A 23217-nucleotide genomic window follows, 5' to 3' on the forward strand; every position below is an offset into this window, starting at 1 on the left:
CCGGGTTTTGTTTTTTTGGGGCATTGGATTTTCTTGGGGGGGGTACTGGTGGGTGTCTTTGGTTTTTGAGGCGCCGGTTTCCGCGCCTGACGCGCGGGCGTACTTTCTTTTTTGTGGAAAAAAGAAAGTAGCCAAAGAAAAAGCCACCCCCAGGTCGGCGCCGGGCTGCGCCCGGTCCCTTGCGCTACTCGACGGTCCGGGCGGCTGGCTAAACTCGCCGCTGCGCGGCTCAGACAACGCCAGCCGACCCCCCCCGGACCGCCTGCGTTGCTCAGCGCCTCTCAGGGGGACCCCGAACACCGATCGGGCACAACCGCTTGCGGTCGAAAGGACTTTTCGGGGGAAAAGCAGTCGCTTGCGGTCGACCTGTCGTTTGAGCAAAAAACCAAACTTGTGGCGGAGTACCCCCCGGAAATCATCGCCTGTTCGTGGATGAATCATATTCTGACCAGCAGGCGCTGACAGCATTCGGCCAGAAGGAGGCCTTCGCTTCCACGACAAATAGCAGTCATATCAGCCCAGATTACGAGGGCACCGTATGATGCACCCATACCCTAACCAGCAACTGTTTAGACACTCCGATGACGCCATCACATATTCGTTCAGTCGTAGAAAGCTTTTACAGCGACATCTGGAACCGACACGACAAGTCAAAAATTCCTGTTTTGCTTTGTGATGGCTTCACTTTTCGTGGTTCGCTCGGTCAAACGAAGGTCGGCCACGAGGGGTTTGGGTCATATGTCGATTTTGTCCACTCCGCCTTGGCGAGTTATCGCTGCGACATACTTGACCTCGTGATCGAGGGTTCGAAGGCATTCGCACGTATGCGCTTTTCTGGCATCCATCGGGGCGAGTTCTTTGGTTATCAACCTACTGGAAAACCTGTTGAGTGGCAGGGAACTGCACTCTTTTCGTTCGATGGTGAGAAGGTCGCTGACTTGTGGGTGCTTGGCGATGTCCACGGCTTGCTCCAATTGCTTGAGAAGAATGCAAATGGCTAACAAATTGCCACCTGAGGCGGCTCTGCGTGGCTTCGTTAGGTGGAAGCAGAGGTTGAATGTCTGCTTTGGCAGATAATGAATGCGCCCTATGGGTCGGGAGCACGTATTCACCTGATGAAGAAGCTGCCGTTCGACGTCATCAGACGCTGAACGGCAGATCAGCGCGAGATTGCTGCCTGTCACCGACCGATAGGCCAACGGCCGTTTTGGCCGAGAACCGGGAATCGACTATCCAGCAGGTTTCGAAGTGGACCGGCCATTGGGTATGCCATTGCCAGCAGACAGCAATCAGTCTCTTCGAGACCTATGGCGGTTTTCGTTGCTGGAATCGCTGGCTCGAAGCTAGCACCTATAGGAGCGCAACAAGTTGCTGACAAAGGTGCTTTGGAGAAGCGAACTGGACTTGCTGAGGCAATCTAGCGCCGTGGCGCAGCAGGGCGATTAGCAAGCAAGCGGTGTAAGACCAGCACGTCGCGTTGTCCGCAACATCAGCCTTCAAGACGAGACGCACAAAGCGCTCTCGAGTCGGCGGATGTGTGTCCTGAACAGCACTTGCTATACATTGAGACTCGGCTTGAGCGATGCTCAGGGCTGCGGAAGCTAGGCCGATGACACGCTTGCTGGCTACTCGGTCGGTGACCTCCCCCGCTGAAGAAGCATAGGCGTCTACCATCTCAAGGAGCATCGTTCGACTGAAGTCGTCGCAGGCTTGCTCCTCGTCAGCCGGTACTGTTGGAGCATTCCCCTCGGCCGCGAACTGCACGTGCCGAAATTCATGCAGGAAGGTGGCTGCAGCAGCCAAGCAGGCTATGTCAAAGCAGACCTTGTCTTCAATGGTGGCTAGCGCTTCGCGACTCGTGCCAGGCCGAGGAACCTCGGGTGGCCAATCCAGCGATGCGAGGTCGCTGACCAACTGAATCTGCTTCGCGAAGTAGAGCAGTGCATCGAGTTCCGTCTCGGCTGCGCCCAAACCCTCGTCATCACCTAGCGCCTGTGCCGAAATCTCGCCGCTGCACGCTTCCCCGAACAAGACGTGAGGGCCATATGCAACCAACGCCTTGAAGCCTGCAAAGGTAACGACCCAGTCATGGGCGAAGGTCTTGTGCATCCAGGAGACCTTGTTTCCACGTGCACTGATGGCTAGGCCGGCGTCGTCCTGCTTCAAAGCAAATCGAGGTTCGAACCGCTCCCAGAAGACTTCGAACTCCGGCGCTCTTTCGGGGCAGGCCCCGAGGAGGAGATTTGAGACCACGCTTGGAGGTACGTCAATTAGTTCTGCCATTTGTTGCCTCGGGCGGTGGAGTCAAGTTCAGCGAGCAGGAGTCAGGATAGGAGTTTCGGAGCAAATCACGAGACCCTTTGCGCCGCGAGTTAGCGCAACGTAGAGGTGGCGGGCATCCATTGCCGACGGATTGAGAACAACAACAACGTCAGATTCCAGCCCTTTGAGCAGCAGGGTGCTGCCAACCGCTCGCCTGGTGGTTGGCCTGCCAAGGTGGCGATTTCGCTCACGCGCCTGGACCACGGCCTCGTAGAATGCGCACTCTCCAGTCGCAGCGGCTCGCATGGCAGCCTTGCAGACGTGAAGAACCTCCGGGCGGTACACACGCACGTCTGGTGCGTCTTCGAAGGCTTCGAGCGCTTCCAGGGCAGTCCCAAACGACGGTGCCGCGAGAAAAGCGAGGGCGGCAGACTCTGCAGCTGTCGCATTCTTTCGGGCAGTACCCTTCGTCAGTGACTCCACGCGGCGGAGCAACTCCGCGGCGCCAAGGTTCGCCATCAACTCTGCGGAAAAGTTGACCAAAGCAACGAGCGAACCGGACCTTCCTGGGTCGAAGGACCTGCCGAATGCGGTCAGGTCACGAAGGTCCACGGCTTCGACCGTCGTAGCCCCAGGAGTCTGGGAGGCAATCTGCTGTTGCCCCCTTGGGTTAGTGCTATCTCCGATGACAAGCACTGTCCCGTGGGCTCCGGGAGCCTTGGTCTGCGCAGCCCTCATGCGTTGCACGTGAGCCACCGTGGGGTCTGCGGCGACTTGAATCCACGTGACCTCCGGCGGAGCGCCTCGAAGGTCAATGGGCTCGCCTGCAAGCAAAGGTGCTCGTGCATTAATAAGCCATTGACCCAGCCCCTCTGCACCTGCGTTTCGCCACCGCCAGGGAGTTTCTAGAGCACCAATCCGGGGGAACAGCCTGTGAACATCCGAATCCCAATTCACTGTGGGCTCGCGAAATCCGAAGATGGCTTGAAGGGGGTCCCCGAGGACGCAGGTCGGGAGGACATCAGCCGCCCAACCAATGATATTGTGTTGGGGCACGGTGCAGTCTTGGTACTCGTCGACGACAAGGCGGCTATAGGTCGCGCGCAGCGCGTCACTGACATCACCTTGGCCCAGCAGCCTCCAGGCCGCATCTCGAATGGCCGCATAGTCTGTGCCGGGATTCTCCAGCCGAAGGATGACCGGGTTGTGACCGCTCCGGGCGGGGAACTTTGAAATCATCCGAATGGCCCAACTGTCGATTGTTGAGACTCGGTAAGCACTCTTTGGCACTGCCGCTCGCGCCAGTCGAGCTTCGAGGGCGCCTTTCCCGGCATTGGTGTGCGTGAGCACCAATACCGGCTTGACGTCTGTATGAAGCTTCAGCGTGTCGGCAATGAGTTGCGTCTTGCCGCAACCTGCAGGTGCGGTCACAGTGCCCCGTTGGACCGAGAACAGGTCGAGTTCAGGCATGGGCCCAACCGAACAGATTCCGTACTACTTCCCTGAAGCCAGCATCGCTTGCGTCGAGGTTGGCGCCGATAACATCGCGAGCGACACCTTCCATCTTGCCGATGGACTTGAACCAGCCTGCCTTCCGAATGCGAGAAGATTCGCCCAAGAGCATTCGCGCTGCTGCGGAGAAGCCCGCATCCTTCCCGTCCTGCAATACGGTCGCGAGGCTCGCCCTGCCTGAGGACTTGGTCTTGATGTGCTGATCTACTAAACCGTCCTCAGTGAGTTGGAGGGCTCGTTCAATCAGTGCCGACACTGCCGCCGCGGGCATGCTCATGAAGAGCTCGTCTTCAAGTGCACGTCCATCCCGCCAGGCGACCAAATAGCCTCCTGCATTGACGAACTTGGCAACAATCGCCGGGGTGGGCGTCTTGTCGTTATCCTGCACGGCGGCGACGCGATAACCCAACCTCTGAAACGCTTCCGCACGGTAGAAGCAGCGGTCAGCATCGCCACCTCCGGTGTCGACGTACGCCACACCCGCCGCTTGAAGAGAGGCATACCCCTGCGCGGTCCAGAAATCATCCAAGCCTCGAATAAGGCCGACTTCGCTAGCTCCCTCGCAAACAATAACCGTACGCGCAAGGAACGCTTCGGGGTAGGAGCGAATGGTGCTCTGCACGTCATCTCCGCAGCCCACTTGCAGGGCGCTATGGGTTCCGGCTGCGACGCGCATGACGAAGAGTTGAGCTCCTGAAAGCTCACGCAGGACAACCGGGGAGTGCGTCGTCATGAACACCTGCAGGGGCGGCACCTTCTCTTTGGAGCCCAGCGAATTGAGCAGTCTGGTCAGCCGGTGTGGCTCAAGGCCGAACTCGATTTCGTCGACCAGTACTATGCTGGCGGCTTCTGCGGCCGCACGGTGCAGACCAGCAATCAACAATCGAGAAGAGCCCGTTCCGAGACTTCGCAGTGGAATCCCACTCTCGTTGTGCAAGGAGATTGCGCCGTCGCCAAACGACACCGAGTGCGCGTCTAGCAATGCTGTTGCCGAGGTGCCGACGGGAACGCCAAGGTTATGGGCTGTGTCCGTGACCGTTTTGAGCGTGCCGGCGAGTTGTGACGCGGCCTTCGTGCCGAATCCTGCACGGGCCTCCCGTGCCGCACGTGCGAGTTCTGATCCAATGTCAGCACGCTCGTCGGACAGTCGGTTCAGCACTGACCCTCTGGACCATGAGAGGTTGGAGTTCGGCTGATTCCCCAAGCGAGCAGGGGTCAAAGTCATCCTGTCCTTCCAGACAAGGCCGCGGGGTGGCTCCACCGTTGCCATCCGGTCCGAGTGGAGCGCCCAGGCGGGCTCAAGGTCGGCTTTGATGGTCAACCTTAGGGTCAAGACGGTCTCCAGTCCCTTGCGTGGCTCGTCCTCAACAGTGCCCGTCGTCCTATCAAATCCCCGGAGGAACTCACCATAGGTATCGATGTTCTTGAGGGAATCGGACAGGGCTCCCAATGTCAATGAGATGCAAATATCCTGAGTGACGTCCAGCCCGAAGAAATCTGTATCAGTGACCACGAGGTTGCGACGAGCCCCCAAGCAGAGGTCGAGAGCATCCAGGATAGTGGACTTCCCACTGTCACCTGGTCCTATTAGGCAATTGACGCCTTCGGTGGGGCACCAGTCCAATGAACGAATCGAGCGGAAATTGCGGATTTCAACCTTGCGAATTCTTGCCATCGTGCTCCCTATGTGCCTGATTTCCGGTCAGAGTAATTATCTGCGCACGATTGGGCTCGACCGCTCTCCCGGCGCAATCGGTCGATGCATCACTGTCCAGTTGATCACCTGCCACCCCAATAGTCTCCCGTGCTAGACCTCGGCCGTCGTCAGCGCCAAAGGGTAGGCGAGGCAGCCATTGGTGAGCGGCTGAATTTGGCCGATTGTACCCACTGGGCATTTCATCCGAAAGCTGAGCGTCAACTTTTGGTCGGGCTATAGGGTGAAGTGCGAAGCGATCATCCAAGACCTTTGCCTTACGTTCGGCTGTTGACCTATGTATTGCAGACGTTGATAGCCTTGGTTGCAAATGACTGCTCAGGCCGAACTCCAGTCATGGTGCTCATAAGTTACTCACGATAATCGACTTTATCGGGAATGAGTTTGAACGTAACTACCGGAAGTCGCCCTTTTTAGTCGTCCAAACCAATCTGATTGGAAGGCCGAAATCTGATAGATTGCAGACGGTGCAGCGATTGCCGTGCAGTTATTACAAAGACCATTTCTGAAATTGACTCGCCAAGGTGTGAGTGAATCATTAGCGCAAATTGTGCACAATTGGTAGACGTGTTGCGCGGTGTTGAATCCATTCGTTGTTAGTTCTCTCTAGCCTTCCGCCTCCACTCACAAGACGGGGCGTTGCGCTTCGGGGGATGAAACTGCCAGCTGAATTGAGGGAGCAGTAATGCGCATGACTTCCATGCTTGTATTGTGTCTGGCTTCGCATATGACACCACAGGTCTGCGCACAGGCTGTAGAAACGGAAGCAAACATCGATCAGGCTTTTGTCGAAGCCGGCAATCTCATCGGGCAACGCAATTTCGTTGATGCGAAGAGGGTGCTAGATAAAGCCCTGGTCGACGCGCGCGCGGCCAACGTCGGGCATACAGCGCAGATGGCGCGCCTGCTTCAGTGGCTGTCCGGTTTCCACAACGTTGACTCTTCAAACAGCCGCAGAGATGCTCAACTAGCAATCGCACAATCCGACGAGGCTATCTCAATCCGTCGCGAACTTTTCGGCCCGAACGACCTTGCTATGGCTGGCGCCTTACGCGACAAGGCGTTGATTGAGGGCTGGTCGCTTGGCGATTTTGAGGCCAGTGTTACTACGTTCCGGCAGGCCGTTGAGATATACAGGTTACATGGCGATGCCCAACGCTCGCAGTTGTACTCCACTCTGATATCGCTGGGTGCTGCGCAAAGCAATCTTGGTGACTTGGCAGGCGAACAGCGATCTAGCCGCGAGGCTTTGGCTCTTTTGCCGCAGCTGGGGCATATGACTGATGCTTCCAGCTTACGCACCATTGCGCGTCTGCACCAGGTTATCGGTGAGATTGACCAGTGCGTTGCCTATTCGGTCAAGGCGCTCGACGCTGCGCGTTCAGCCAAGCCACCGGATCACCGCGCCACGGCAGCCATCCTGGACGATCTGGGCAGCCTGTATGCCAGCCTAAGTCTGGACGCCAGGGCCGCGGACTATTTCCGTCAGGCGCTACAGCTACGTGAACGTCATTTCAGTACAGAGCCGCTGGATGTGTATCGCATACGCCTAGCCGACATATTGGTGAGCAATCTGCATCAATATGACGAAGCTATTGCCCTTTACGAGAAGGTGCGAGTGGCACGGATAACGGTTGAAGGTGCCAAGTCGTTGCCGGTCGCTGAAGTACTCCAAGCGGAAGGCTTCGTACAGCTCAGGTTACGGAACTACCCCTTGGCAGAAAGTAAATATCTTGAGGCACTGGCGATCCGAGACGCAATTCCGCAGCCTAGTGTGGCGCTGGATCGCGCTAGGCTGCGTTCACATCTTGCCTTGGCTCAGCTCTACCAAGAGCAACCTACGCAGATGTCAAAGGCCGCAGCTCAATACGCAATAGCCGAGGGGCTGGTGCAGGGTATAGCCCGCAACTTGCAGGAGCTAACAGATTGGGATGACAGCCGCATCGGCTTCTATGCTAATTTGGGTGAACAAGGCCAAATACTGCTGCATCGGTTCAAGTTCTTCGCGGCGCGACCTGACCTATCATTCGCCGCTACCAACCTAGCCAGCACACTTGCTTATTGGCAAGAGAACGATAAGCCATCACCGCGAACCGCAATCGCACGCTTGTTTTACAAACTGGGACTCCAACGCCTGGAGTTGCAGCGAAGCCAAGTATCGGATCCAAACGCCCCGATCCTGCGCGAATACGACGAGCACCTAAAGTCCACCTACAGTGGTATGGCCGACCTTCTAATTGCAAGCGGTCGCATCGTGGAAGCGGAACGCATAATGATGCTCCTACACAACGTGAGCGTTACCCCAAAGCCACGCGCTCAGGTCAACGCACTTGCGCTAACGGACGATGAAGAGGAAATTCACCAGCAGGTACTTGAACTTGCTGCGTATTATCGTAACGAGGTGGCGAAAATCCAGCGTGACCTCCCGGTTGGCGAGAGTTTACGCAGCGACGTTTTGCGTTCGGTGCAGAAACGATACGCCTTAATTGACCGTCAACTGCTAACTCGCCTGCTGGCCTTGGTTACTCGCTGGCACGATGACGATTACCAATTGTACGCAAGCCCGTTCCAGGCCGCGGGAGCAATGGCGCAGCAAGTAACTGCTGCCGACATCGCTGATTCTGGGGCTATTAGCATGATTCCACAGCCAGCGGATATACGCAGGGCGTTAGATTTACTGGCGCAGACCAGATTAACTAAGTCCTGGGGAGATCCACTCAATGGAGACGAGCTTGCCGCCGCAAGGTTCGTGCTCGGAGCATATGACCAACGCTGGCAAAACATCGGCCGCTACTGGGCCAACAGGCAGATTCTCCCGATCCTACGAAGCGGCATGTCTGAGGAGCAGAAGCATCGGGTTAAGAATTTGAGGATACGAGTACAAGTCAACGATGCACTATTGGCAAAGGCAAATATTGCAGACGGCGAGATCGAAATCACCACCGCCCTTATCCGGGCGCTCTATGACTTGGTCTCAGCCGTGAATTGGGTTCGCGAATACGACGATTTGTCCAAATACATCTTTAGTTGGTCAATGGTCGCCGCTGAACGATCCCGCAACCGCTCGTCGCTCACCGACACTAGCCTGTACTTTGATTTCCTCGACTATGCTAAGGCAGCGAAGCGGCCTGATAGGGCAAAGTATATCAACGTAGCAAACGACATCAGCGAGGTTTACCAGGCTTTCGCGTTCATGATCGGCCACGAAATCTGTCACTTCATCCTCGGACACCGGCCCTTTGGCGAGAATACGGCGGACGTTGCTCGTACGAATGAAGCTGATGCCGACAAGTGCGCAAGCGAGAGACTGGAGGCGGCAGGGTATGATAGGGACTATGCCACGATTGCTTTGCAGGTGCTCATGGTCAACGGCTTTACGAAGCAGGGCCAATTTGTATGGCACGCAACCCACCCGCATACCATGTGTAGGGTTGCGCCTTACTTGAAGAAAATGCTTATGGAGGAGTTCGACGGAACTTCAGCCTACGAAAGGGGAGCGTACCTGAGTTTTGGTTTTTCGAGCTCGAACGAGCTGGCCGACGCGCTCAAAGATATGATTGCCTTCTTCGAGGCCGCTGGAAGGGAAAGTTGCGAGAATCGTGAGCCGAGTATCGAACCGAATGCGCGCGTAGGTAAATTACTTAAGGCGATCGGCAACTTTTGACCGCCAATTAGTTCCCAACAATTGCCTGAGGGCACAATATGCGGATATTCAAACAACTGGCATTGTGGTTTGTGGGCTTGTTTATGCACGTCAGCCTGCATGCGGAGGTGCAGGTCAACGGTTGCGGCTCAGGCTGGAACAGCTATCTTGTACCCGATAGAATCAGGCCGCTGGCCTGCGAATTTAAGGCTGCATGTGACCGGCACGACAGGTGCTACGGCGCATGCGAAAATGTTTCGCAGGTAGAGAAGCCTCAGTGTGAATATCTGCGATGCCAGAAAGGCGGCGATCTGCACGGACAAGATGAGTGCGACGGTACGCGGTTCAACGCTTTACGTTCTGCAGCAATGGCACGCAAAGACATCTGCGACAGCAATTTTTATGCAGACCTTGTCACACTCAATCCGAACAGGCCGCAGTGCCGGGTGTTTTCTTGGCTCTATCCATTTGCGGTTAAGGTTCTTGGGGCCTCTGCGTTTATTGGTATTGACGGAACAGTCACCGCAGCTTTTTCGGAAGAGCAAAAGCAGGCATATGCAGACGCCATTAATGCAATGTTGTCTCAGTGGACACCGGAACAATTGCTCCGCTTTGAAGAAGAACTCAAGAGCGGTGAGATCAAAGTAGACTTTACTAAACAGCTGAAATTTGACTCGGCGAGAGGCCTTTTCAACCCCTGAAGGGAAACCAGAACGACAACCGTATTGCCCGTATCAAACGTCCGCAAGCTGCCATTCCGATCTCTACGCGTGAACGGCAGCAAGGACCGAGTTGCCCGAATCGCCCTATCGGCAGGTTTGAGCGTTGTTCTGACCTTTGAGCGGCAGCTTTCGCGATCAGGTGACCATCGGGTAATACTCCCGCGTTGATTCCAAAAAAACAGCCCGAGGAAACGCTGCTTCGCCGTACCAGTCTTTGGTCAGATACAAACATGCGGACTGAATCGCCACAGGTTTCGTAGAGGCTCCGCTGTTTAAGTACAGGCGTATTTGGCCTGAACGGTAAGGCCGCTAAGTGTCAAGTAGCCGACTGTTTCTTGTATTTTGGCAAAAGGCTGCTTCGGCCGACGACATGCCGGTGAGCGGTCGCCATGAACGACCGGTCTACTCTGTCACCAGCCACAGAAGCTGGGGGCACGTAGGACCGTTGAGGGTCGATAGGAGCCAGTCACGATCCAATGCAACGCCAAAACCCTTCGCCACGAAACCCTCACGGTCGACTGCCCCGAAATCCGAAAAACTGCATTCGGTGTACCGGGCCCCTTGGGAGGCGCCGAGCAACGCAGGCGTTGGCGGATAAAGGGCGAGCACTGTCTGAGGGGCAAAGCCCCGAGTTGCGCAGCCCCCGCCAAGGCCGAGTAGCGCAGGGCACCCGCGCAGCGGGCGCCGACCTAGGGTCGCCTTCTTCTTTGGCTACTTTCTTCTTGGCGAAACAAGAAGAAAGTACGCCCGCGCGTCAGGCGCGGAACACAGCGTTCCAGAAACCAAAGCCGCCCGCCGGGCAACAGCAGAACCCAGCGCTTAGTCGACCAAACACGCCCGCCCGCCAGGCGCAGAACACAGCAGTTCAAATAACCCCAACCCGCACCAAAAAAAGGCCCCGGAATCGCTTCCGGGGCCTGAAGTTACCACTGAGAGAGACTCGGTAAACGCTTACGCGTAAGTCGGTGCAAAAGACGCTTCCGGGTTGGCGGAAGGGCCCTTTTCGCCCCAGTACGGCGACAGCTTGCGCAACTGGGCGATGATTGGCGGAACCGCTTCGATCACCCGGTCCACTTCGGCTTCGGTGTTGTAACGCGACAGCGAGAAGCGGATGGTGCCGTGAGCGGCGGTGTAGGGAATGCCCATCGCCCGCATCACGTGCGACGGTTCGAGCGAGCCCGAGGTGCAGGCGGAGCCGGAGCTGGCGGCGATGCCCAGCTTGTTGAGCAGGAGCAGGATCGCTTCGCCTTCGATGTATTCGAAGGCGATGTTGCTAGTGTTGGGCAGGCGGTTGCTGACGTCGCCGGTCGGGAAGCAGTGCGTGATCTGGCTCAGGATGCCCTGCTCCAGCTTGTCGCGCAGGCGGCGGACTTCGGTGTTCTCGGTGGACATGTGCTGCATCGCCTGTTCGCAGGCCATGCCGAGGGCGACGATGGATGCCGAGTTCTCGGTGCCGGCACGGCGGCCGCGTTCCTGGTGGCCGCCGCGCAGCAAGGGCCGGAAACGGCAGCCGCGCCGCAGGTAGAGAACGCCGATGCCTTTCGGCCCATGCAGCTTGTGGCCGGACAGCGAGAGCATGTCGATCTTGCTGTTCTTCAGGTCGATGGGAATCTTGCCTACGGCCTGCACCGCGTCGGTATGGAACATGATGCCCTTGGCGGCGGCGAGTTCGGCCATTTCCTCGACCGGGAAGAGGGTGCCGGTCTCGTTGTTGGCCCACATCGCCGAGACGACGGCGACGCGGTCGTGGAGCAGCGACTTGTACTCGTCGATGTCGATGCGGCCCTTCTTGTCCACCTTCAGCTTGTGGACAATGTAGCCTTCCTTCTCCAGCCATTCGCACAGCGTCAGGATCGCCGGGTGCTCGACGACGGTGGTGATCACCGTGTTGCGTTCCGGTTGGGCCTTGAGCGCCGACAGGATGGCGGTCGAGTCGGACTCGGTGCCGCAGGAGGTGAAGATGATTTCCGAGTCGTGCTCGGCGCCGAGCAGCGCCTGCACCTGGCCGCGCGCCTTCTTCAGCGCCTTGCCGACTTCGCTGCCGAAGGCATGGATCGACGAGGCGTTGCCGAAATGCTCGGTGAAGAAAGGCAGCATGGCCTCGACGACGGCGGGGTCGACCCGCGTCGTCGCATTGTTGTCCAGATAGATCGGGGTCATGGCGCAGTCCTTGTCAGAATTTCCGTTGGGATCGGGGGATCGTTGTCTTTTTTTGAACTTACGCTTCGGCCGGCATCAGCGAGGCGGGCAGTACCTGCACCAGTTCGCCGAGGGCTTCGATCATCTTCTGCTGGACACCGCCCAGGGTGGCCGCTTCCATCATGCAGCCGGAGCAGGCGCCCTTCAGGTGGACGTAGATCTTCTTGCCCTGGACGTCGGCCAGTTCGATGTCGCCGTGGTCGCGCTGGAGCATCGGGCGGACCTCTTCCAGCACTTCCTCGATCTTGCGGATCTTCTGCACCAGCGACAGCTTGGCGGCCGGCTTCGGCGCCGCGGCGGGCTTGGCGGCTTCCGTCTGCAGCACCGGCAGGTGGCCGGGCGGCGGCGAGACTTCGCCGGGGCCGGCGCGCTCGGCCTTGACCTTGGCGAGGATTTCCTCGATGCCTTCGTGACAGGCCGCACAGCCGCCGCCCGCCTTGGTGTAGAAGGTGACCTGCTCGACCGTGTTGAGGTTGTTGGCCTTGACCACGTCCTCGATCATCACCGCGTCGATGGCGAAGCACTTGCAGATCAGCGCGCCTTCCTCATGGTCGTCCGACCATTCCTCGCCGCGGTAGTTGGCGACGGCGGCCTGCAGGGCTTCGCGGCCCATCACCGAACAGTGCATCTTTTCCGGCGGCAGACCGTCGAGGAAGTCGGCGATGTCCTGGTTGGAAACCTTCAGCGCCTCGTCCAGCGTCATGCCCTTGATCATCTCGGTCAGCGCCGACGACGAAGCGATGGCCGAGCCGCAGCCGAAGGTCTGGAAGTGCGCGTCCTCGATCACCTCGGTTTCCGGGTTGACCTTGAGCATCAGGCGCAACGCGTCGCCGCACTGGATCGAGCCGACGTCGCCGATGCCGTTGGCCTCTTCCAGCGGACCGGAGTTGCGCGGATTGAAGAAGTGCTCGCGGACCTTGTCAGAATATTCCCACATGATTGTTTCCTCAGACCGAGAACGACGAGCCGCAGGAACACTGGGCGCTGGCGTTGGGGTTGTCGAACTTGAAGCCGGTGTGGGTCAGGGTATCGACGAAGTCGATGGTGACGTTGTCGATCATCGGCATGGTCATCGGATCGACCAGCAGCTTGACGCCATCGATCTCGAGTTCCCAATCGTCCTCGGCCTTCTCGGCCTCCAGTTTCATGCCGTATTGCAGGCCGGAGCAGCCGCCGCCAGAGATCATCAGGCGCAGGCCGATAACCGGCGTTTCGGAACCGCGGATGAAGCGTTGTACGGCCTTCGTGGCGGCGGGGGTCAGATTGATCATGGCAATTCTCCCAGGGGTGGATGAGCTATCCATTGCAAGCCCCGTGCCATCCCTTAGAACAATCTCAAACCATTGAATTCACTATATTGTTGCGCCGCACCAGGTTTGTCGGCTTTGCAACAATCAACCCAGGACGTGTTCGTAAGCGCGCCGCATCAGGTCGCGTTCGATGGCGCCCAGCGGGCGCGCCTCGGCAATCGTGATGAAACGACCGCCCAGCCGCTCGGCGGCGGCAAACGGCGGATCGATGCTGGTGAAGCCGCCGAGCAGCACCGCCACGTCGCCGGCCGGCGTATCGACCCAGCAATGGAAATCGGGCACTGCCTCGATCGCCCCTTCGGCCAGGCCGAGTTGCACTTCCGCTTCGCGCAGCGGCGCGCCGGGATGCGGTTGCACCGTTGGCGACCAGTCTTCCGGGCGCAGGGCGGCAGCGCCCGGCAAGGGCGTAAACAGCGCGACGCCGCAGGGCAGGCAGAGGTAGCGCAGACGGCCGCTGGTACCCTGCTTGTGCAGGAGAAGCAAACGCGTGTCGAGGTTCATGCCGGATACTCCACGATGACCGCTTCGCCGCGCCAGGCCTGGGGCCGCCCCCAGACCTGCACGGCATCGACGTAGGCGCCGGACTGCGTAGGATGCGGCAGCAGCACCTGGTATTCGGCGAACACCCGGCCGTCCGGGAAGAAGGTCGCCTTGCCGAAACGCTCGCCGCCGCGCCAGACGGCGACGACGCTCTCCTCTTGCGAGAAGGGGTCGCGCACCGTCTCGAAGCCGGCGGCCGACCAGCGCGGCTCGTCGCCGATCGACAGACCGAGCTTGCCGACCTGCTCGCGCAGCGCCTGGCACAGCGACTCGCCGATTTCCGGGGAGGGCAGCGTCATCGCCCCTCCCCGTGGCCGGCGGCGCTCAAGCCGCCGCCCGCGCCTTCTGCGCCGCCAGCAGCCGCTGGTTGGCTTCGGCCCAGGCCTGGCAGGCGTCGTAGGTCGATTGGGCGATGCCCGGAATCTCCTGGTAGGCCGCCGGCAGGCGGTCTTCCACGAGGTCGTGCATCTGCGAGGCCCATTCGGAAGCGATCCGCTTCAGTTTCTTCACTTCCTTGTCGAGGGCGGCAAGTTCCTCGTCGCTCACGGCACTCTCCTCACAGGCCGGCAACGGCCGGGTACTGGCCGATGCGCTCGAGGGCGATGCCGAGCAGCTTGTCGGCCTCGTCCTTCATCTTGGACAGGCTGGCGAAGCCGAAGCGATGCACGTCGCGCAGGGTCTTGTCGACGGCGACCAGCTTGCCGACGGTGATCAGGGCGCGGCCGAAACCTTCGTGCGTCAGGTGCACCAGCGGCACCGCCAGCAGCTTGCATTCCTTCTCGATCAGCACGGCGATCGCGTTGTAGAAGGCCTTGACGCGCGAAATCGTCTCGTCGTCCGGATCGCCGATCAGCGGAATGGTCGCCTTGCGTTCCTTGGTCATGATGAAGGGGTCGAGGATCTGTTCGACGGTCCAGCCGCTGTAAGTGCCGTAGGTGTCCAGCGCACGCATCTGGCGCGCCATCTCCTTGATGAAATCGGTCTCGAAAATCGGATCAGTGCTCATGATGAAACTCCTTGGGGGAAATTCTTGCGGGTTGCGGCCGGGCCAGCAGTTGCGGTGCCGGCATCAGCCCGGGCAACAGGCCGATGACCAGGCGGGCGAGGACGATGGCGATGAGGAAACCGAGCATGGCGCCGATCGCCGTGCCGCCGTCGCTGCCGTCGAAACTGCTGCCGAGCCCGGCGCCGATCAGCATGGCGAGCGCCGGAAACAGGTAGCCGAGCAGCGCCGAGGTGGTCAGGCGGCTTTGCGGCAGCACGACGGCGACCACGTCGCCGGGCCGCAGTTCCTCGCTGGTCGGCAGCGTCAGCAGGGTCGCCGGGCGCCCCGCCGCCATCTTGCCGACGCCGCAGCTGCCGCCGTGACCGCAGGAGGAACAGCCGCTGGTTTCCATGGCGATGACGGCCTTGCCGTCGGCCACCCGCTGCACGACGCCGCGGTGTTCAAGCAGCGCGCTCATCCCTGCCACCCCTCGTCTTCCATCGCCGCAAAGCGGTCGTCGCCCTTGGCCTGCGCGGCCAGCGCGCGGTCGATCCAGGGCACGCCGCCGTCGCGCATGGCGCCGGAAATCTCGACCAGCAGGTCGTCGATGGCATCGATCTCGCCAACGCGAATCGGCTGGATGCCTGCGGCCAGCAACTTCTTGATCGCCGAAGCGCCGATCGCCATCACATAGACCGCAGCGCAGCCGGATAGGTAGCCAACCTTGGCCAGCAGCTTGTCTTCGTTGCCGTCCATCGCCTCCTCGGCGAATTCGGCGACGCCGACCAGCGTCGCCTTGTCCGGCGTCACGTCATAGACGGCGAAACCCTCGGCGGCGCCGAAGTGCTGGTTGACCCGGGTCCGGTCGGTGGAGGCGAAGGCAACGCGCAACACGGCCTGCGGCGCCTGCTTAATGGACCAGACCAGTTGCAGACGACGTGACGACATGGCGCTGTCCGACGCCATCGCGGTCGTCGCTCCAGTAGAAAGAACGATAGGCTTCGAGTTCATGGTGTTGTCCCAGCATCAAATTGGCGATATCGAACAGGGCCTGCCGCGAACCGCGGTAACCCACCCAGGTACGGGCGTAGCCGCCCATCGTGTCGTACTGCGGGAAACCGGCGCGCAGCAGCGGCAGCGCGAGCCGGTGTGCGGTATCCACCGCGTGCGAGTTGGCGATCACCAGTTGCGCGCCGCCGGCGCGCGCCGCCACTTCCATGTCTTCCAGATCGCCGACGATGACCTTGGCAAGCGGCAGCGCGGCGAGGCTCTCGTGACGATGCGGGCTGACCGCCGCCACCACTTCGGCGCCCATGCCGCGCAGGAAACGCACCTGCATGCCGAGCAGGTCGGGGTCGGCGGCGAGCGCGATGCGCGCGAAGCCGAGCATGAAATGGCTGTCGACCATCGCATCCTGCAACTGGGCGCGCTGCCGCTCCACCTTCGCCGGCACCTCGCGCCCGGAAATCTCCGCCAGCGCCTGGGTGAAGGCATCGCAATCGTCGAGCCCCATCAGGCCGGTGAAGCGGAAATCGGGAACGCCGGTGCGTTCCTTGAGAATGTCGGCGGCCTTGGCCAGCGACGACCCGACCACCAGGGTCGCCGCCGACTCGCCCAGCGCCTCGATCTCGACGCGCGGCGTGCCGCCGATGGTGAGCGCCGAATACTCGGCCTCGACCAGGTGGCCGTCGAGCGAATCGCCGATGTCCGGAACCACCACCGGGCGCAGGCCGAAGGCCTCGACCCACTCCTTGATCGCCTCGATGTCGCCCGGCGTCAGCATCGCCGAAGCCAGCACGTTAACCTGCTTCGGCCGCCGCCCGGCGCAATCGCTCGCCGGCACCAGCGTCCGGATCAGCGCCTCGACCGCCAGCGCGAAGCCGCTCTCCAGGCAACCCAGATAATCCGGCGTATTGACCGGCACCACCGCCACGCCGTAGAACTCCGGATGGGCGGCGCGGAATTCCTTGACCGTGCGCAGGATATCGGTGCCCTGCGTCTCCGACAGACCGGTCGTCACCAGGCCGATGATGTCCGGTTTGCTCTTGTCGGAAAGCGTACGCAAGGCCTCGACCACGTTCTCGTCGGCGCCCATGATCGACGACATCTGATCCATCGCCGTCGTCTGCAGCGGGATCGGCTCACGGAAATGGCGCACGAAGAACACCTTGCCGAAGGCCGTGCAGCCCTGCGAGCCATGCATCAGCGGCAGGCTGCGATTGAGCCCGAGAAACGCCAGCGACGCGCCAACCGGCTGGCTCACCTTCAACGGATTCACCGCCAGCGCCTTCTTGGATTGGATGATTTCGGCCATGTGGGCAACACTCCTCAGAGATTGCCCACCTCAAAGCAATGAACGCGCCAAGAAAACAAATCAATCAAAACAATAACTTGAAAACACAGCTCGTGTCACAAACCCGACAAGGGCGATGATGGACAATGCACCGGCATGGCGCATCCGCCACCACGCCGTCAGCAGGAAGACGACTCGGCGCCACAGCGTCCCTCTTCCGCCGCCGAAATGCGGCGCAAGGCCGCCGCGGAACGCAGCAGGCTCTCGCTGATCGCCTGCTTGTTGGCATAGATGCGCTGCAGCGCCCGCTGCATCCGGGCAATGCCCTCGGCGTACTGCGCGAGATCGCCGTCCGTGCTGGCGGCTGAGTGGTGTTGAGCGTGTCGCATGACATTTCCTTTGTTGAAAACCCTGAGTACAGCTTAGCCGGACATGACGATGCAATCATTACGCCATTGGTCAGTGCAGCCCACTTGCGCGTCATCGCTGGCCCGCGGAAACGGCGTCCCGGCGCCATCCGGTAGCAGATGGCGGGGCGCTCGAGCGCTCAGCAGCCGGCCAAAATTCACCCCTCGTTCATATGCGATATGCAATCTTCGATGCCGCAACGTTCTGTTTTTGCCAGCCTATCCGCCAGAAAACAGCAAGCGTGGATGAAGACAGCATGGAACCTTGCCCCTTTCAGACCAACGATCCAGGAGTGAAACCCATGAAAAAAACGGTAATGAACCTGACCCTCTGTGCAATGTTTGCCCTCCCCCTCACGGTGCTTGCCCAGCAATGGGAAGCGCTGCCGAAACAGGCGCCGAGCCCGGCCGACAACCCGCAGACGGCGGCCAAGGTGGAACTGGGCAAGACCCTGTTTTTCGATCCGCGCTTGTCCGAACACGGCACGCTGTCATGCAATTCCTGCCATAACGTGATGGGCGGCGGCGACGACAACCGGCCGAACTCGATCGGCATGCACGACGCACGCGGCGGACGCAGCGCGCCCAGCGTCTGGAACGCCGCCTTCCTCTCTGCCCAGTTCTGGGATGGCCGCGCGGCGACGCTGGAGGACCAGGCCAAAGGGCCGATCACCAATCCGATCGAGATGGGGATGAGCGACGCCAAGGTGGCGATCGAGCGGCTGCAGGCGATTCCCGACTATCTGCCGCTGTTCAAGGCGGCTTTCCCGGAATCCCGCGAGCCGCTCACCATGGATAACGTGGCGAAGGCGATTGCCGCCTACGAGCGCACGCTGATCACCCCCGACACGCCGTACGACCGCTACGTCCGCGGCGACAAGAAGGCGCTCGACGCGCAACAGCTACGCGGCATGCAGACCTTTGCCGAAGTCGGCTGCAATGCCTGCCACATGGGCGCCAACTTCAGCGGTCCGGCGCTGCCCGCCGGCGAGGGCTTCTTCATGAAGTTCCCCAACATCGCCGGCAGTGAGTACGACAAGAAGTACGACCTGCTCGCCGACACCGGCCGCCACTCGGTGACCGGCAAGGACAGCGACCGCCACCTGTGGCGGGTGCCGACCCTGCGCAACGTCGCACTGACCGCGCCCTACCTGCACAACGGCAAGGTGGCGACCCTCGACGAAGCGGTGCGCTTGATGGCCAAAACACAGTTGAACAAGGAACTGACGCCGGCCCAGGTCAAGGATCTGGTCGCCTTCCTCGGCAGCCTGAGCGGCAATTTCCCGCAACAGACGATGCCGCGCCTGCCGATGACCCCGGGCAACAGCGTCGTGCCGCCGGTCGACCCGCATCTGACGGTGAAAACGGCGAAGAAGTAAGCCATCCATCCCATCCCTGAGCGCATCGCTTGCGGCTCCCGCCCTGGCGGGAGCCTGCCGACGGGCGACTCAGGTCAGATGGAGGACAACGTTGGCCGGGCCCAGGCTATAGGGAACGGCAACGAAGGTGAAGCTGGCGATCAGCAGGCCGCTGCCGAGGATTACGGCAAGCAGTTCGCGGAAGAATACGGTGTCGCGGAATTTCATGGTCTGCTCCTTGGGCGCCCGAAGGGGCGTGAAGTGAATGGCTGGTTTCTGCTCTGTCGGGGACGATGCCGCTGCTGCCTGCATCGACCATGACTGCATTCTGCGCGCCCCCACCTGAACCTCACCTGAGGCGCGCGTTCACCCCGAATTCATCAGCCAGCGCGGCGCCCACCCGCTCGACGACACCTTCCCAGTCCCCGGCCCGGCTTTGCCGGTACAACCTGGCGGCGGGATACCACGGCGTCGTCTCGCCGCTCGCCTGCCAGCGGTAGTCGGTTGCCCAGGGCAGCATCACCCACAGCGGCTTGCCGAGCGCGCCGGCCAGGTGGGCGGCCGCGGTATCGACGGCGATGACCAGGTCCATTTCGCCGATCAGGGCGGCGGTATCGGCGAAATCGCTCAGTTCGCCGGCATGGCTGGTCAACGCCGGGAAGTTGCCCAGGATTTCGGCGTCGCCCGGCGCGATCTCCTTGTGCAGGGCATGGAAAGCAAAAGGCAGGCACAGCAGCGGGGCGAGGGCGGCCAACGACAGGCTGCGCGCGGTGCGCGGATTGCGGTCCTGGTAGCGGTCCGCAGCACCCGACCAGACCAGCCCGATACGCGGCGCCCGCGCCGCGCCGAGGCGCCCGCGCCAGAGTGCCCGGCGCGCTGCTGGCACACCCAAATAAGGGAAGGCCGCCGGCACGCGGTCCGGCATCGTGCGCAGCGCGTGCGGCAGGCTCATGATCGGGCAGCGAAAATCGACCAGCGGTGCCCCATGGCCATCTTCCAGCACTGTGATCGCCCCGCCCAGGGTGGTAAACAGCTCGCATAGCGGCGCCGATGCCAGGAGCAGGACCCGGGCGCCCTGCTGTTCGGCCAGACGGGCATAGCGCGCGAACATGATCTGGTCACCGAAGCCGACTTCCGGTTCGATCAGCAGGGTTTTTCCCGCCAGCGGCTCACCGGTCCAAAGCGGCGTTGCGGCCAGAGGCGATGTCCCGGGACGGTAGCGGCTCTGCCAGCGCGCCTCGAAGAGCGGCCAGCCGCGGGCATAATCCCCGGTGAGCAGCAGCAATTCGGCGCGCGTGTACTGGGCTTCGGCAAAATCCGGCTGGAGGCGGAGCGCCCGCTCGCAACAGGCCAGCGCTTCGGCGAAGCGCCCGCACTCCTTGAGCAGGATCGCCTTGTTGTTCAAGGCCATCGGGTAATCGGGGCGAATCGCCAGCGCCCGGTCGTAACTGGCCAACGCCTCGTCGACCTGGTCGAGTTCGGCGAACAGGACGCCGAGATTGACATGGGCGTCGCCATGATCTGGACACAGCGCAATGGCCTGCCGGTAGCTGGCGAGCGCCGCCTCGTGCTGGCGCAGTTCGCCGAGCAGGATGCCACGGTTGTTATGGACGTCGGCAGCATTCGGATCGATGCGCAGCGCCTGCTCGTAGCTCGCCAGCGCCTCGTCGAAACGCCGCAGCTCCTTGAGCAGATGGCCACGATTGAGGTGGGCGCCGAGATAATCGGGCTTGCTCTCGATCGCCCGCGTGTAGCTGCTCAGCGCCTCGTCGACACGGCCCAGATGCGCCAGCAGCAGGCCACGGTTGAGCAGCGCCTCGGGAAAACCGGGGCACAGGGAAATCGCCCGCTCGTAAGCAGCCAGCGCCTCGTCGAAGCGATGCAGGCGAAACAGCAGGTTGCCGCGCAGGCAGTGACTGTCGGGAATCGCCGGCTGCAGCGCGATCGCCGCGTCGTAATTCTGCAGCGCCTCGGCCAACTGGCCGAATCGTTCCAGCAGGCTGCCGGCGTTGAGGAAAGCCTCGACGTATTGCCGAATGTGGCCGATGACGTGCTGGTAAGCCTCCAGCGCATCAGGCAGGCGCCCGGCCTGGTGCAGCGCAATCGCCTGTTGAAAGATGGCACCGAGACTGGGTTGAGCGGATTCGCGATTCATGACCATGAGCATCCAGAGGGATAGCGGCGAGCGCCGACAAATGATCGCATCATGCCGCATGACAAGAGACTGGCCAATAGCGATCGCAGCAAGCCATGAAGATTTCCGCCGCAAGCCAGCAGCCAAGCCATTGGCAGCACTTTGAACCAAGCCGCCCCGGCGCTGCCCAATGTCATGTTCGCCGCCAGCGGAGAGGGGGAAACGCCATGGACAAACGTCAGTTCCTGCTCGATCAAATCGCCGACAAGGTGAAGGTCTTCAAGGCGGAGTCGGAAAAGCACAAGCGCCTGCATCGCCGGCTGCGTTACGCGGTCTTCCTGCTGACTTCGCTGTCGGCTCTGCTCGCCGGGCTGGCACTGAAATTTCCGGAGTCCGCCGCGGCGATCAGCGTCGTCATCCTGCTGGTTTCCGCCGGCAGCGGCGTGTTGAGCTCGGTCGAAGGCCTGCGCAAGCCTGCCGAACTGTGGATACACGAGCGCATGACCTACTACGCGCTGATGGATCTGCAACGCGAGGCGGCTTTCGTCCTCGACGAGGCAAGTCCGCCGGAACTGGTCGAAAAATACTTCTTCCGCCTGCAGGAAATCCTCGGCGCCTCCAACGACAAGTGGAACCGGCAGATCGTCGGCAAGTGCGAGACACAGGCAGCGGACGCCGCCGGCGCGGACCGACCGGCGCCGGCAAACGACTGAAGCCGGTTCAGGCCGCCAGCGCCGTTCCCGAAACGCCTTTCGCCCACGGCGCCGGTTTCCTGACCGCGGCCCACACCGGGCTTTCCATCGACAGCGCCAGTTGGCGGGCGAGTTCGCTCATGCCGGCGTAGCCGGCGTAGCCGAATTCGCGCTCCTGGTTGATGTCGAGGAAGGGAATGCGCGCCTTCAGTGCGGTGTACAGGTTGCGCCCCCCGGCAATCAGGATGTCGGCCTTATATTCGTGATAGGTCGACAACAGGGCCTTCGGGCTGCCGTCGTCGATCATCTTGGTGTCCTCGCCCATCAGTTCGCGGATGCGCGCCTTGTCCTCTTCGGTCGATTTCTTGGTGCCGGTGGCGACCACCTTCATGCCGAGATCCTGCAGCGCCGAGACGATGGACCACGACTTGACGCCGCCGGTGTAGAGCAGGACGCGCTTGTCCTTGAGGCGCGCGCGCCAGGGTTCGAGGGCGGCGTGCGCCGTGGCTTCCTCGCGGGCGATCACCGTCTCGGTACGGGCGATCAGGTCGGGGTCGCCGATCAGCCGGGCGAAGTCGCGCAAGGCATTGGAAACGTCCTGGACGCCGTAGAAGCTGCCCTCGAAGTAGGGCTGGCCGTAGTTTTCCTGCATCTTGCGAGCGACGTTGAGCAGCGCCTTGGCGCAGACGACCATGTTCACCTTCGCCCGGTGCATGGTCTGCACCTCGTGGAAGCGGGAATCGCCGGACAGCGTGCACAGGATGCGGTAGCCGAGTTCGTCGAACAGCGGTGCGACGTGCCAGAACTCGCCGGCGATGTTGTACTCGCCGATCAGGTTGATGTCGTAGGTCGGCAGGCCGTCCGGGCGCGGCTTCGCCGGTTCCGGTTCGCGCGTGCCGATGACGTGCTTGAACATCGCTTCGCCGGCCAGGCGGTTGCCGAGGTTCTTGGTACCGTAGAAACCGGCCGCGTCGACCGGCACCACGGGCACGCCCCAGCGTTCGGTGGCGGCCTTGCAGACCGCCTCGATGTCGTCACCGATGAGCGCGGTGACGCAGGTGTTGTAGATGAAGACGGCGGCCGGCGCATAGCTGTCGACGGCCTGCTTGATCGCATGGAACAGGCGCTTTTCGCTGCGCCCCATGACGACGTCGGTTTCCGACAGGTCGGTGGTCATGCCGATCTTGTACAGGGTGACGCCGGAGGAGCGCGCGCCGCGGTTATCCCACGAAGAACCGGCGCAGGCGATCGGCCCGTGTACGATGTGGGCGACGTCGGCGATCGGCAGCAGCGCGATCTGCGCGCCGTCGAAGGCGCAACCGCCAGCCGTGGCGCCGGGCTTGGGCTTGGCACAGCCCGACTTTTCCTTGTGGTTGTGGCTGCAGGCGGGCTCGTCGAGCAGGGCCTGGATTTCGCTGGTTTTCATGCGCTTCTCCGGTAGTCCGC

23 protein-coding genes are annotated in these 23217 nt (G+C 61.2%); 6 read left to right on the top strand and 17 right to left on the bottom strand.

Features of this window, described 5'->3' with window-relative positions:
- Positions 1 to 581 precede the first annotated feature (581 nt).
- Positions 582 to 1001, top strand: a complete 420-nt coding sequence (locus tag ACLIIZ_RS15560) for an ester cyclase (protein ID WP_416693643.1) — start codon at positions 582 to 584, stop codon at positions 999 to 1001.
- Between the two features lie 349 nt (positions 1002 to 1350).
- Here the strand turns inward: ACLIIZ_RS15560 and ACLIIZ_RS15565 are convergent, their stop codons facing one another.
- From ACLIIZ_RS15565 to ACLIIZ_RS15575, 3 genes are read right to left on the bottom strand one after another with little or no spacing between them, the layout of a single operon-like run.
- A complete protein-coding gene (locus ACLIIZ_RS15565) occupies positions 1351 to 2283 on the bottom strand; it encodes a hypothetical protein (protein ID WP_416693645.1) in 933 nt (310 codons plus the stop codon).
- A 27-nt stretch (positions 2284 to 2310) separates the two neighbouring features.
- Entirely contained in the window at positions 2311 to 3732 is a 1422-nt protein-coding gene (locus ACLIIZ_RS15570; protein WP_416693646.1) for a UvrD-helicase domain-containing protein, read from the bottom strand.
- Positions 3725 to 5449 (bottom strand): ATP-dependent nuclease, encoded by a 1725-nt coding sequence (locus tag ACLIIZ_RS15575; RefSeq protein WP_416693647.1) that lies wholly within the window; start codon positions 5447 to 5449, stop codon positions 3725 to 3727. Before ACLIIZ_RS15575 ends, ACLIIZ_RS15570 begins: the two co-directional genes overlap by 8 nt.
- A gap of 730 nt (positions 5450 to 6179) precedes the next feature.
- Here ACLIIZ_RS15575 and ACLIIZ_RS15580 point away from each other — a divergent pair.
- Complete coding sequence (locus tag ACLIIZ_RS15580) at positions 6180 to 9152, top strand: tetratricopeptide repeat protein (protein ID WP_416693649.1); 2973 nt, start codon at positions 6180 to 6182, stop codon at positions 9150 to 9152.
- 38 nt (positions 9153 to 9190) lie between these two features.
- Positions 9191 to 9832, top strand: coding sequence for a hypothetical protein (locus tag ACLIIZ_RS15585; protein WP_416693652.1), 642 nt, complete (start codon positions 9191 to 9193; stop codon positions 9830 to 9832).
- A gap of 972 nt (positions 9833 to 10804) precedes the next feature.
- Here the strand turns inward: ACLIIZ_RS15585 and nifS are convergent.
- The 11 genes from nifS to ACLIIZ_RS15640 form a co-directional block, all read right to left on the bottom strand.
- Positions 10805 to 12013, bottom strand: coding sequence for a cysteine desulfurase NifS (nifS, locus tag ACLIIZ_RS15590; RefSeq protein ID WP_416693654.1), 1209 nt, complete (start codon positions 12011 to 12013; stop codon positions 10805 to 10807).
- Between the two features lie 58 nt (positions 12014 to 12071).
- On the bottom strand, positions 12072 to 12989 hold the full coding sequence (gene nifU, locus ACLIIZ_RS15595) for a Fe-S cluster assembly protein NifU (RefSeq protein ID WP_374327168.1): 918 nt from the start codon (positions 12987 to 12989) through the stop codon (positions 12072 to 12074).
- Positions 12990 to 12999: 10 nt separating this feature from the next.
- Positions 13000 to 13323: a HesB/IscA family protein gene (locus ACLIIZ_RS15600; RefSeq protein WP_416693655.1), complete on the bottom strand. Its 324-nt coding sequence runs from the start codon at positions 13321 to 13323 to the stop codon at positions 13000 to 13002.
- 123 nt (positions 13324 to 13446) lie between these two features.
- Positions 13447 to 13863, bottom strand: a complete 417-nt coding sequence (locus ACLIIZ_RS15605; RefSeq protein WP_416693657.1) for a hypothetical protein — start codon at positions 13861 to 13863, stop codon at positions 13447 to 13449.
- Entirely contained in the window at positions 13860 to 14201 is a 342-nt protein-coding gene (locus ACLIIZ_RS15610; RefSeq protein ID WP_416693658.1) for a hypothetical protein, read from the bottom strand. Before ACLIIZ_RS15610 ends, ACLIIZ_RS15605 begins: the two co-directional genes overlap by 4 nt.
- A 25-nt stretch (positions 14202 to 14226) precedes the next feature.
- Positions 14227 to 14448 (bottom strand): CCE_0567 family metalloprotein, encoded by a 222-nt coding sequence (locus ACLIIZ_RS15615; protein ID WP_416693660.1) that lies wholly within the window; start codon positions 14446 to 14448, stop codon positions 14227 to 14229.
- Between the two features lie 10 nt (positions 14449 to 14458).
- A complete protein-coding gene (locus ACLIIZ_RS15620) occupies positions 14459 to 14908 on the bottom strand; it encodes a NifX-associated nitrogen fixation protein (RefSeq protein WP_416693661.1) in 450 nt (149 codons plus the stop codon).
- Positions 14898 to 15365, bottom strand: a complete 468-nt coding sequence (locus tag ACLIIZ_RS15625) for a SoxR reducing system RseC family protein (RefSeq protein WP_416693663.1) — start codon at positions 15363 to 15365, stop codon at positions 14898 to 14900. The genes ACLIIZ_RS15620 and ACLIIZ_RS15625 overlap by 11 nt, the downstream gene beginning before the upstream one ends.
- A complete protein-coding gene (locus ACLIIZ_RS15630; protein ID WP_416693665.1) occupies positions 15362 to 15835 on the bottom strand; it encodes a NifB/NifX family molybdenum-iron cluster-binding protein in 474 nt (157 codons plus the stop codon). The genes ACLIIZ_RS15625 and ACLIIZ_RS15630 overlap by 4 nt, the downstream gene beginning before the upstream one ends.
- Positions 15798 to 17201: a nitrogenase iron-molybdenum cofactor biosynthesis protein NifN gene (gene nifN, locus ACLIIZ_RS15635; RefSeq protein ID WP_416693666.1), complete on the bottom strand. Its 1404-nt coding sequence runs from the start codon at positions 17199 to 17201 to the stop codon at positions 15798 to 15800. Before nifN ends, ACLIIZ_RS15630 begins: the two co-directional genes overlap by 38 nt.
- Positions 17202 to 17359: 158 nt before the next feature.
- Positions 17360 to 17569 (bottom strand): hypothetical protein, encoded by a 210-nt coding sequence (locus ACLIIZ_RS15640; RefSeq protein WP_416693668.1) that lies wholly within the window; start codon positions 17567 to 17569, stop codon positions 17360 to 17362.
- A 320-nt stretch (positions 17570 to 17889) separates the two neighbouring features.
- Here ACLIIZ_RS15640 and ACLIIZ_RS15645 point away from each other — a divergent pair, with 320 nt between their 5' ends.
- The gene (locus ACLIIZ_RS15645; protein ID WP_416693669.1) at positions 17890 to 18966 is read left to right on the top strand and encodes a cytochrome-c peroxidase; all 1077 of its coding nucleotides are present in this window, start codon (positions 17890 to 17892) and stop codon (positions 18964 to 18966) included.
- A 69-nt stretch (positions 18967 to 19035) separates the two neighbouring features.
- Here the strand turns inward: ACLIIZ_RS15645 and ACLIIZ_RS15650 are convergent, their stop codons facing one another.
- The gene (locus ACLIIZ_RS15650; protein WP_416693672.1) at positions 19036 to 19173 is read right to left on the bottom strand and encodes a hypothetical protein; all 138 of its coding nucleotides are present in this window, start codon (positions 19171 to 19173) and stop codon (positions 19036 to 19038) included.
- A 121-nt stretch (positions 19174 to 19294) separates the two neighbouring features.
- Positions 19295 to 21100 (bottom strand): tetratricopeptide repeat protein, encoded by a 1806-nt coding sequence (locus ACLIIZ_RS15655; RefSeq protein ID WP_416693674.1) that lies wholly within the window; start codon positions 21098 to 21100, stop codon positions 19295 to 19297.
- On the opposite strand from ACLIIZ_RS15655, the gene ACLIIZ_RS15660 reads away from it, so the two are divergent.
- On the top strand, positions 21099 to 21245 hold the full coding sequence (locus ACLIIZ_RS15660; RefSeq protein WP_416693675.1) for a hypothetical protein: 147 nt from the start codon (positions 21099 to 21101) through the stop codon (positions 21243 to 21245). The genes ACLIIZ_RS15655 and ACLIIZ_RS15660 overlap by 2 nt on opposite strands.
- A 61-nt stretch (positions 21246 to 21306) precedes the next feature.
- Positions 21307 to 21792 carry a DUF4231 domain-containing protein gene (locus ACLIIZ_RS15665; RefSeq protein WP_416693677.1) on the top strand — a complete coding sequence of 162 codons (486 nt, stop codon included), beginning with the start codon at positions 21307 to 21309 and terminating at the stop codon, positions 21790 to 21792.
- Positions 21793 to 21799: 7 nt separating this feature from the next.
- On the opposite strand, the gene nifE is transcribed toward ACLIIZ_RS15665, so the two are convergent.
- Positions 21800 to 23197, bottom strand: coding sequence for a nitrogenase iron-molybdenum cofactor biosynthesis protein NifE (gene nifE / locus ACLIIZ_RS15670; RefSeq protein ID WP_416693680.1), 1398 nt, complete (start codon positions 23195 to 23197; stop codon positions 21800 to 21802).
- Between the last annotated feature and the right edge of the window lie 20 nt (positions 23198 to 23217).

This window comes from Azonexus caeni, from assembly GCF_048146105.1.
GTDB classification, from domain to species: Bacteria; Pseudomonadota; Gammaproteobacteria; order Burkholderiales; family Rhodocyclaceae; genus Azonexus; species Azonexus aromaticus_B.

Coding starts and splice junctions, on each gene's coding strand:
- ACLIIZ_RS15560 (WP_416693643.1), top strand. CDS start 582: ATGACGCCATCACATATTCGTTCAGTCGTAGAAAGCTTTTACAGCGAC.
- ACLIIZ_RS15565 (WP_416693645.1), bottom strand. CDS start 2,283: ATGGCAGAACTAATTGACGTACCTCCAAGCGTGGTCTCAAATCTCCTC.
- ACLIIZ_RS15570 (WP_416693646.1), bottom strand. CDS start 3,732: ATGCCTGAACTCGACCTGTTCTCGGTCCAACGGGGCACTGTGACCGCA.
- ACLIIZ_RS15575 (WP_416693647.1), bottom strand. CDS start 5,449: ATGGCAAGAATTCGCAAGGTTGAAATCCGCAATTTCCGCTCGATTCGT.
- ACLIIZ_RS15580 (WP_416693649.1), top strand. CDS start 6,180: ATGACTTCCATGCTTGTATTGTGTCTGGCTTCGCATATGACACCACAG.
- ACLIIZ_RS15585 (WP_416693652.1), top strand. CDS start 9,191: ATGCGGATATTCAAACAACTGGCATTGTGGTTTGTGGGCTTGTTTATG.
- nifS (WP_416693654.1), bottom strand. CDS start 12,013: ATGACCCCGATCTATCTGGACAACAATGCGACGACGCGGGTCGACCCC.
- nifU (WP_374327168.1), bottom strand. CDS start 12,989: ATGTGGGAATATTCTGACAAGGTCCGCGAGCACTTCTTCAATCCGCGC.
- ACLIIZ_RS15600 (WP_416693655.1), bottom strand. CDS start 13,323: ATGATCAATCTGACCCCCGCCGCCACGAAGGCCGTACAACGCTTCATC.
- ACLIIZ_RS15605 (WP_416693657.1), bottom strand. CDS start 13,863: ATGAACCTCGACACGCGTTTGCTTCTCCTGCACAAGCAGGGTACCAGC.
- ACLIIZ_RS15610 (WP_416693658.1), bottom strand. CDS start 14,201: ATGACGCTGCCCTCCCCGGAAATCGGCGAGTCGCTGTGCCAGGCGCTG.
- ACLIIZ_RS15620 (WP_416693661.1), bottom strand. CDS start 14,908: ATGAGCACTGATCCGATTTTCGAGACCGATTTCATCAAGGAGATGGCG.
- ACLIIZ_RS15625 (WP_416693663.1), bottom strand. CDS start 15,365: ATGAGCGCGCTGCTTGAACACCGCGGCGTCGTGCAGCGGGTGGCCGAC.
- ACLIIZ_RS15630 (WP_416693665.1), bottom strand. CDS start 15,835: ATGTCGTCACGTCGTCTGCAACTGGTCTGGTCCATTAAGCAGGCGCCG.
- nifN (WP_416693666.1), bottom strand. CDS start 17,201: ATGGCCGAAATCATCCAATCCAAGAAGGCGCTGGCGGTGAATCCGTTG.
- ACLIIZ_RS15640 (WP_416693668.1), bottom strand. CDS start 17,569: ATGCGACACGCTCAACACCACTCAGCCGCCAGCACGGACGGCGATCTC.
- ACLIIZ_RS15645 (WP_416693669.1), top strand. CDS start 17,890: ATGAAAAAAACGGTAATGAACCTGACCCTCTGTGCAATGTTTGCCCTC.
- ACLIIZ_RS15650 (WP_416693672.1), bottom strand. CDS start 19,173: ATGAAATTCCGCGACACCGTATTCTTCCGCGAACTGCTTGCCGTAATC.
- ACLIIZ_RS15660 (WP_416693675.1), top strand. CDS start 21,099: ATGACCATGAGCATCCAGAGGGATAGCGGCGAGCGCCGACAAATGATC.
- ACLIIZ_RS15655 (WP_416693674.1), bottom strand. CDS start 21,100: ATGAATCGCGAATCCGCTCAACCCAGTCTCGGTGCCATCTTTCAACAG.
- ACLIIZ_RS15665 (WP_416693677.1), top strand. CDS start 21,307: ATGGACAAACGTCAGTTCCTGCTCGATCAAATCGCCGACAAGGTGAAG.
- nifE (WP_416693680.1), bottom strand. CDS start 23,197: ATGAAAACCAGCGAAATCCAGGCCCTGCTCGACGAGCCCGCCTGCAGC.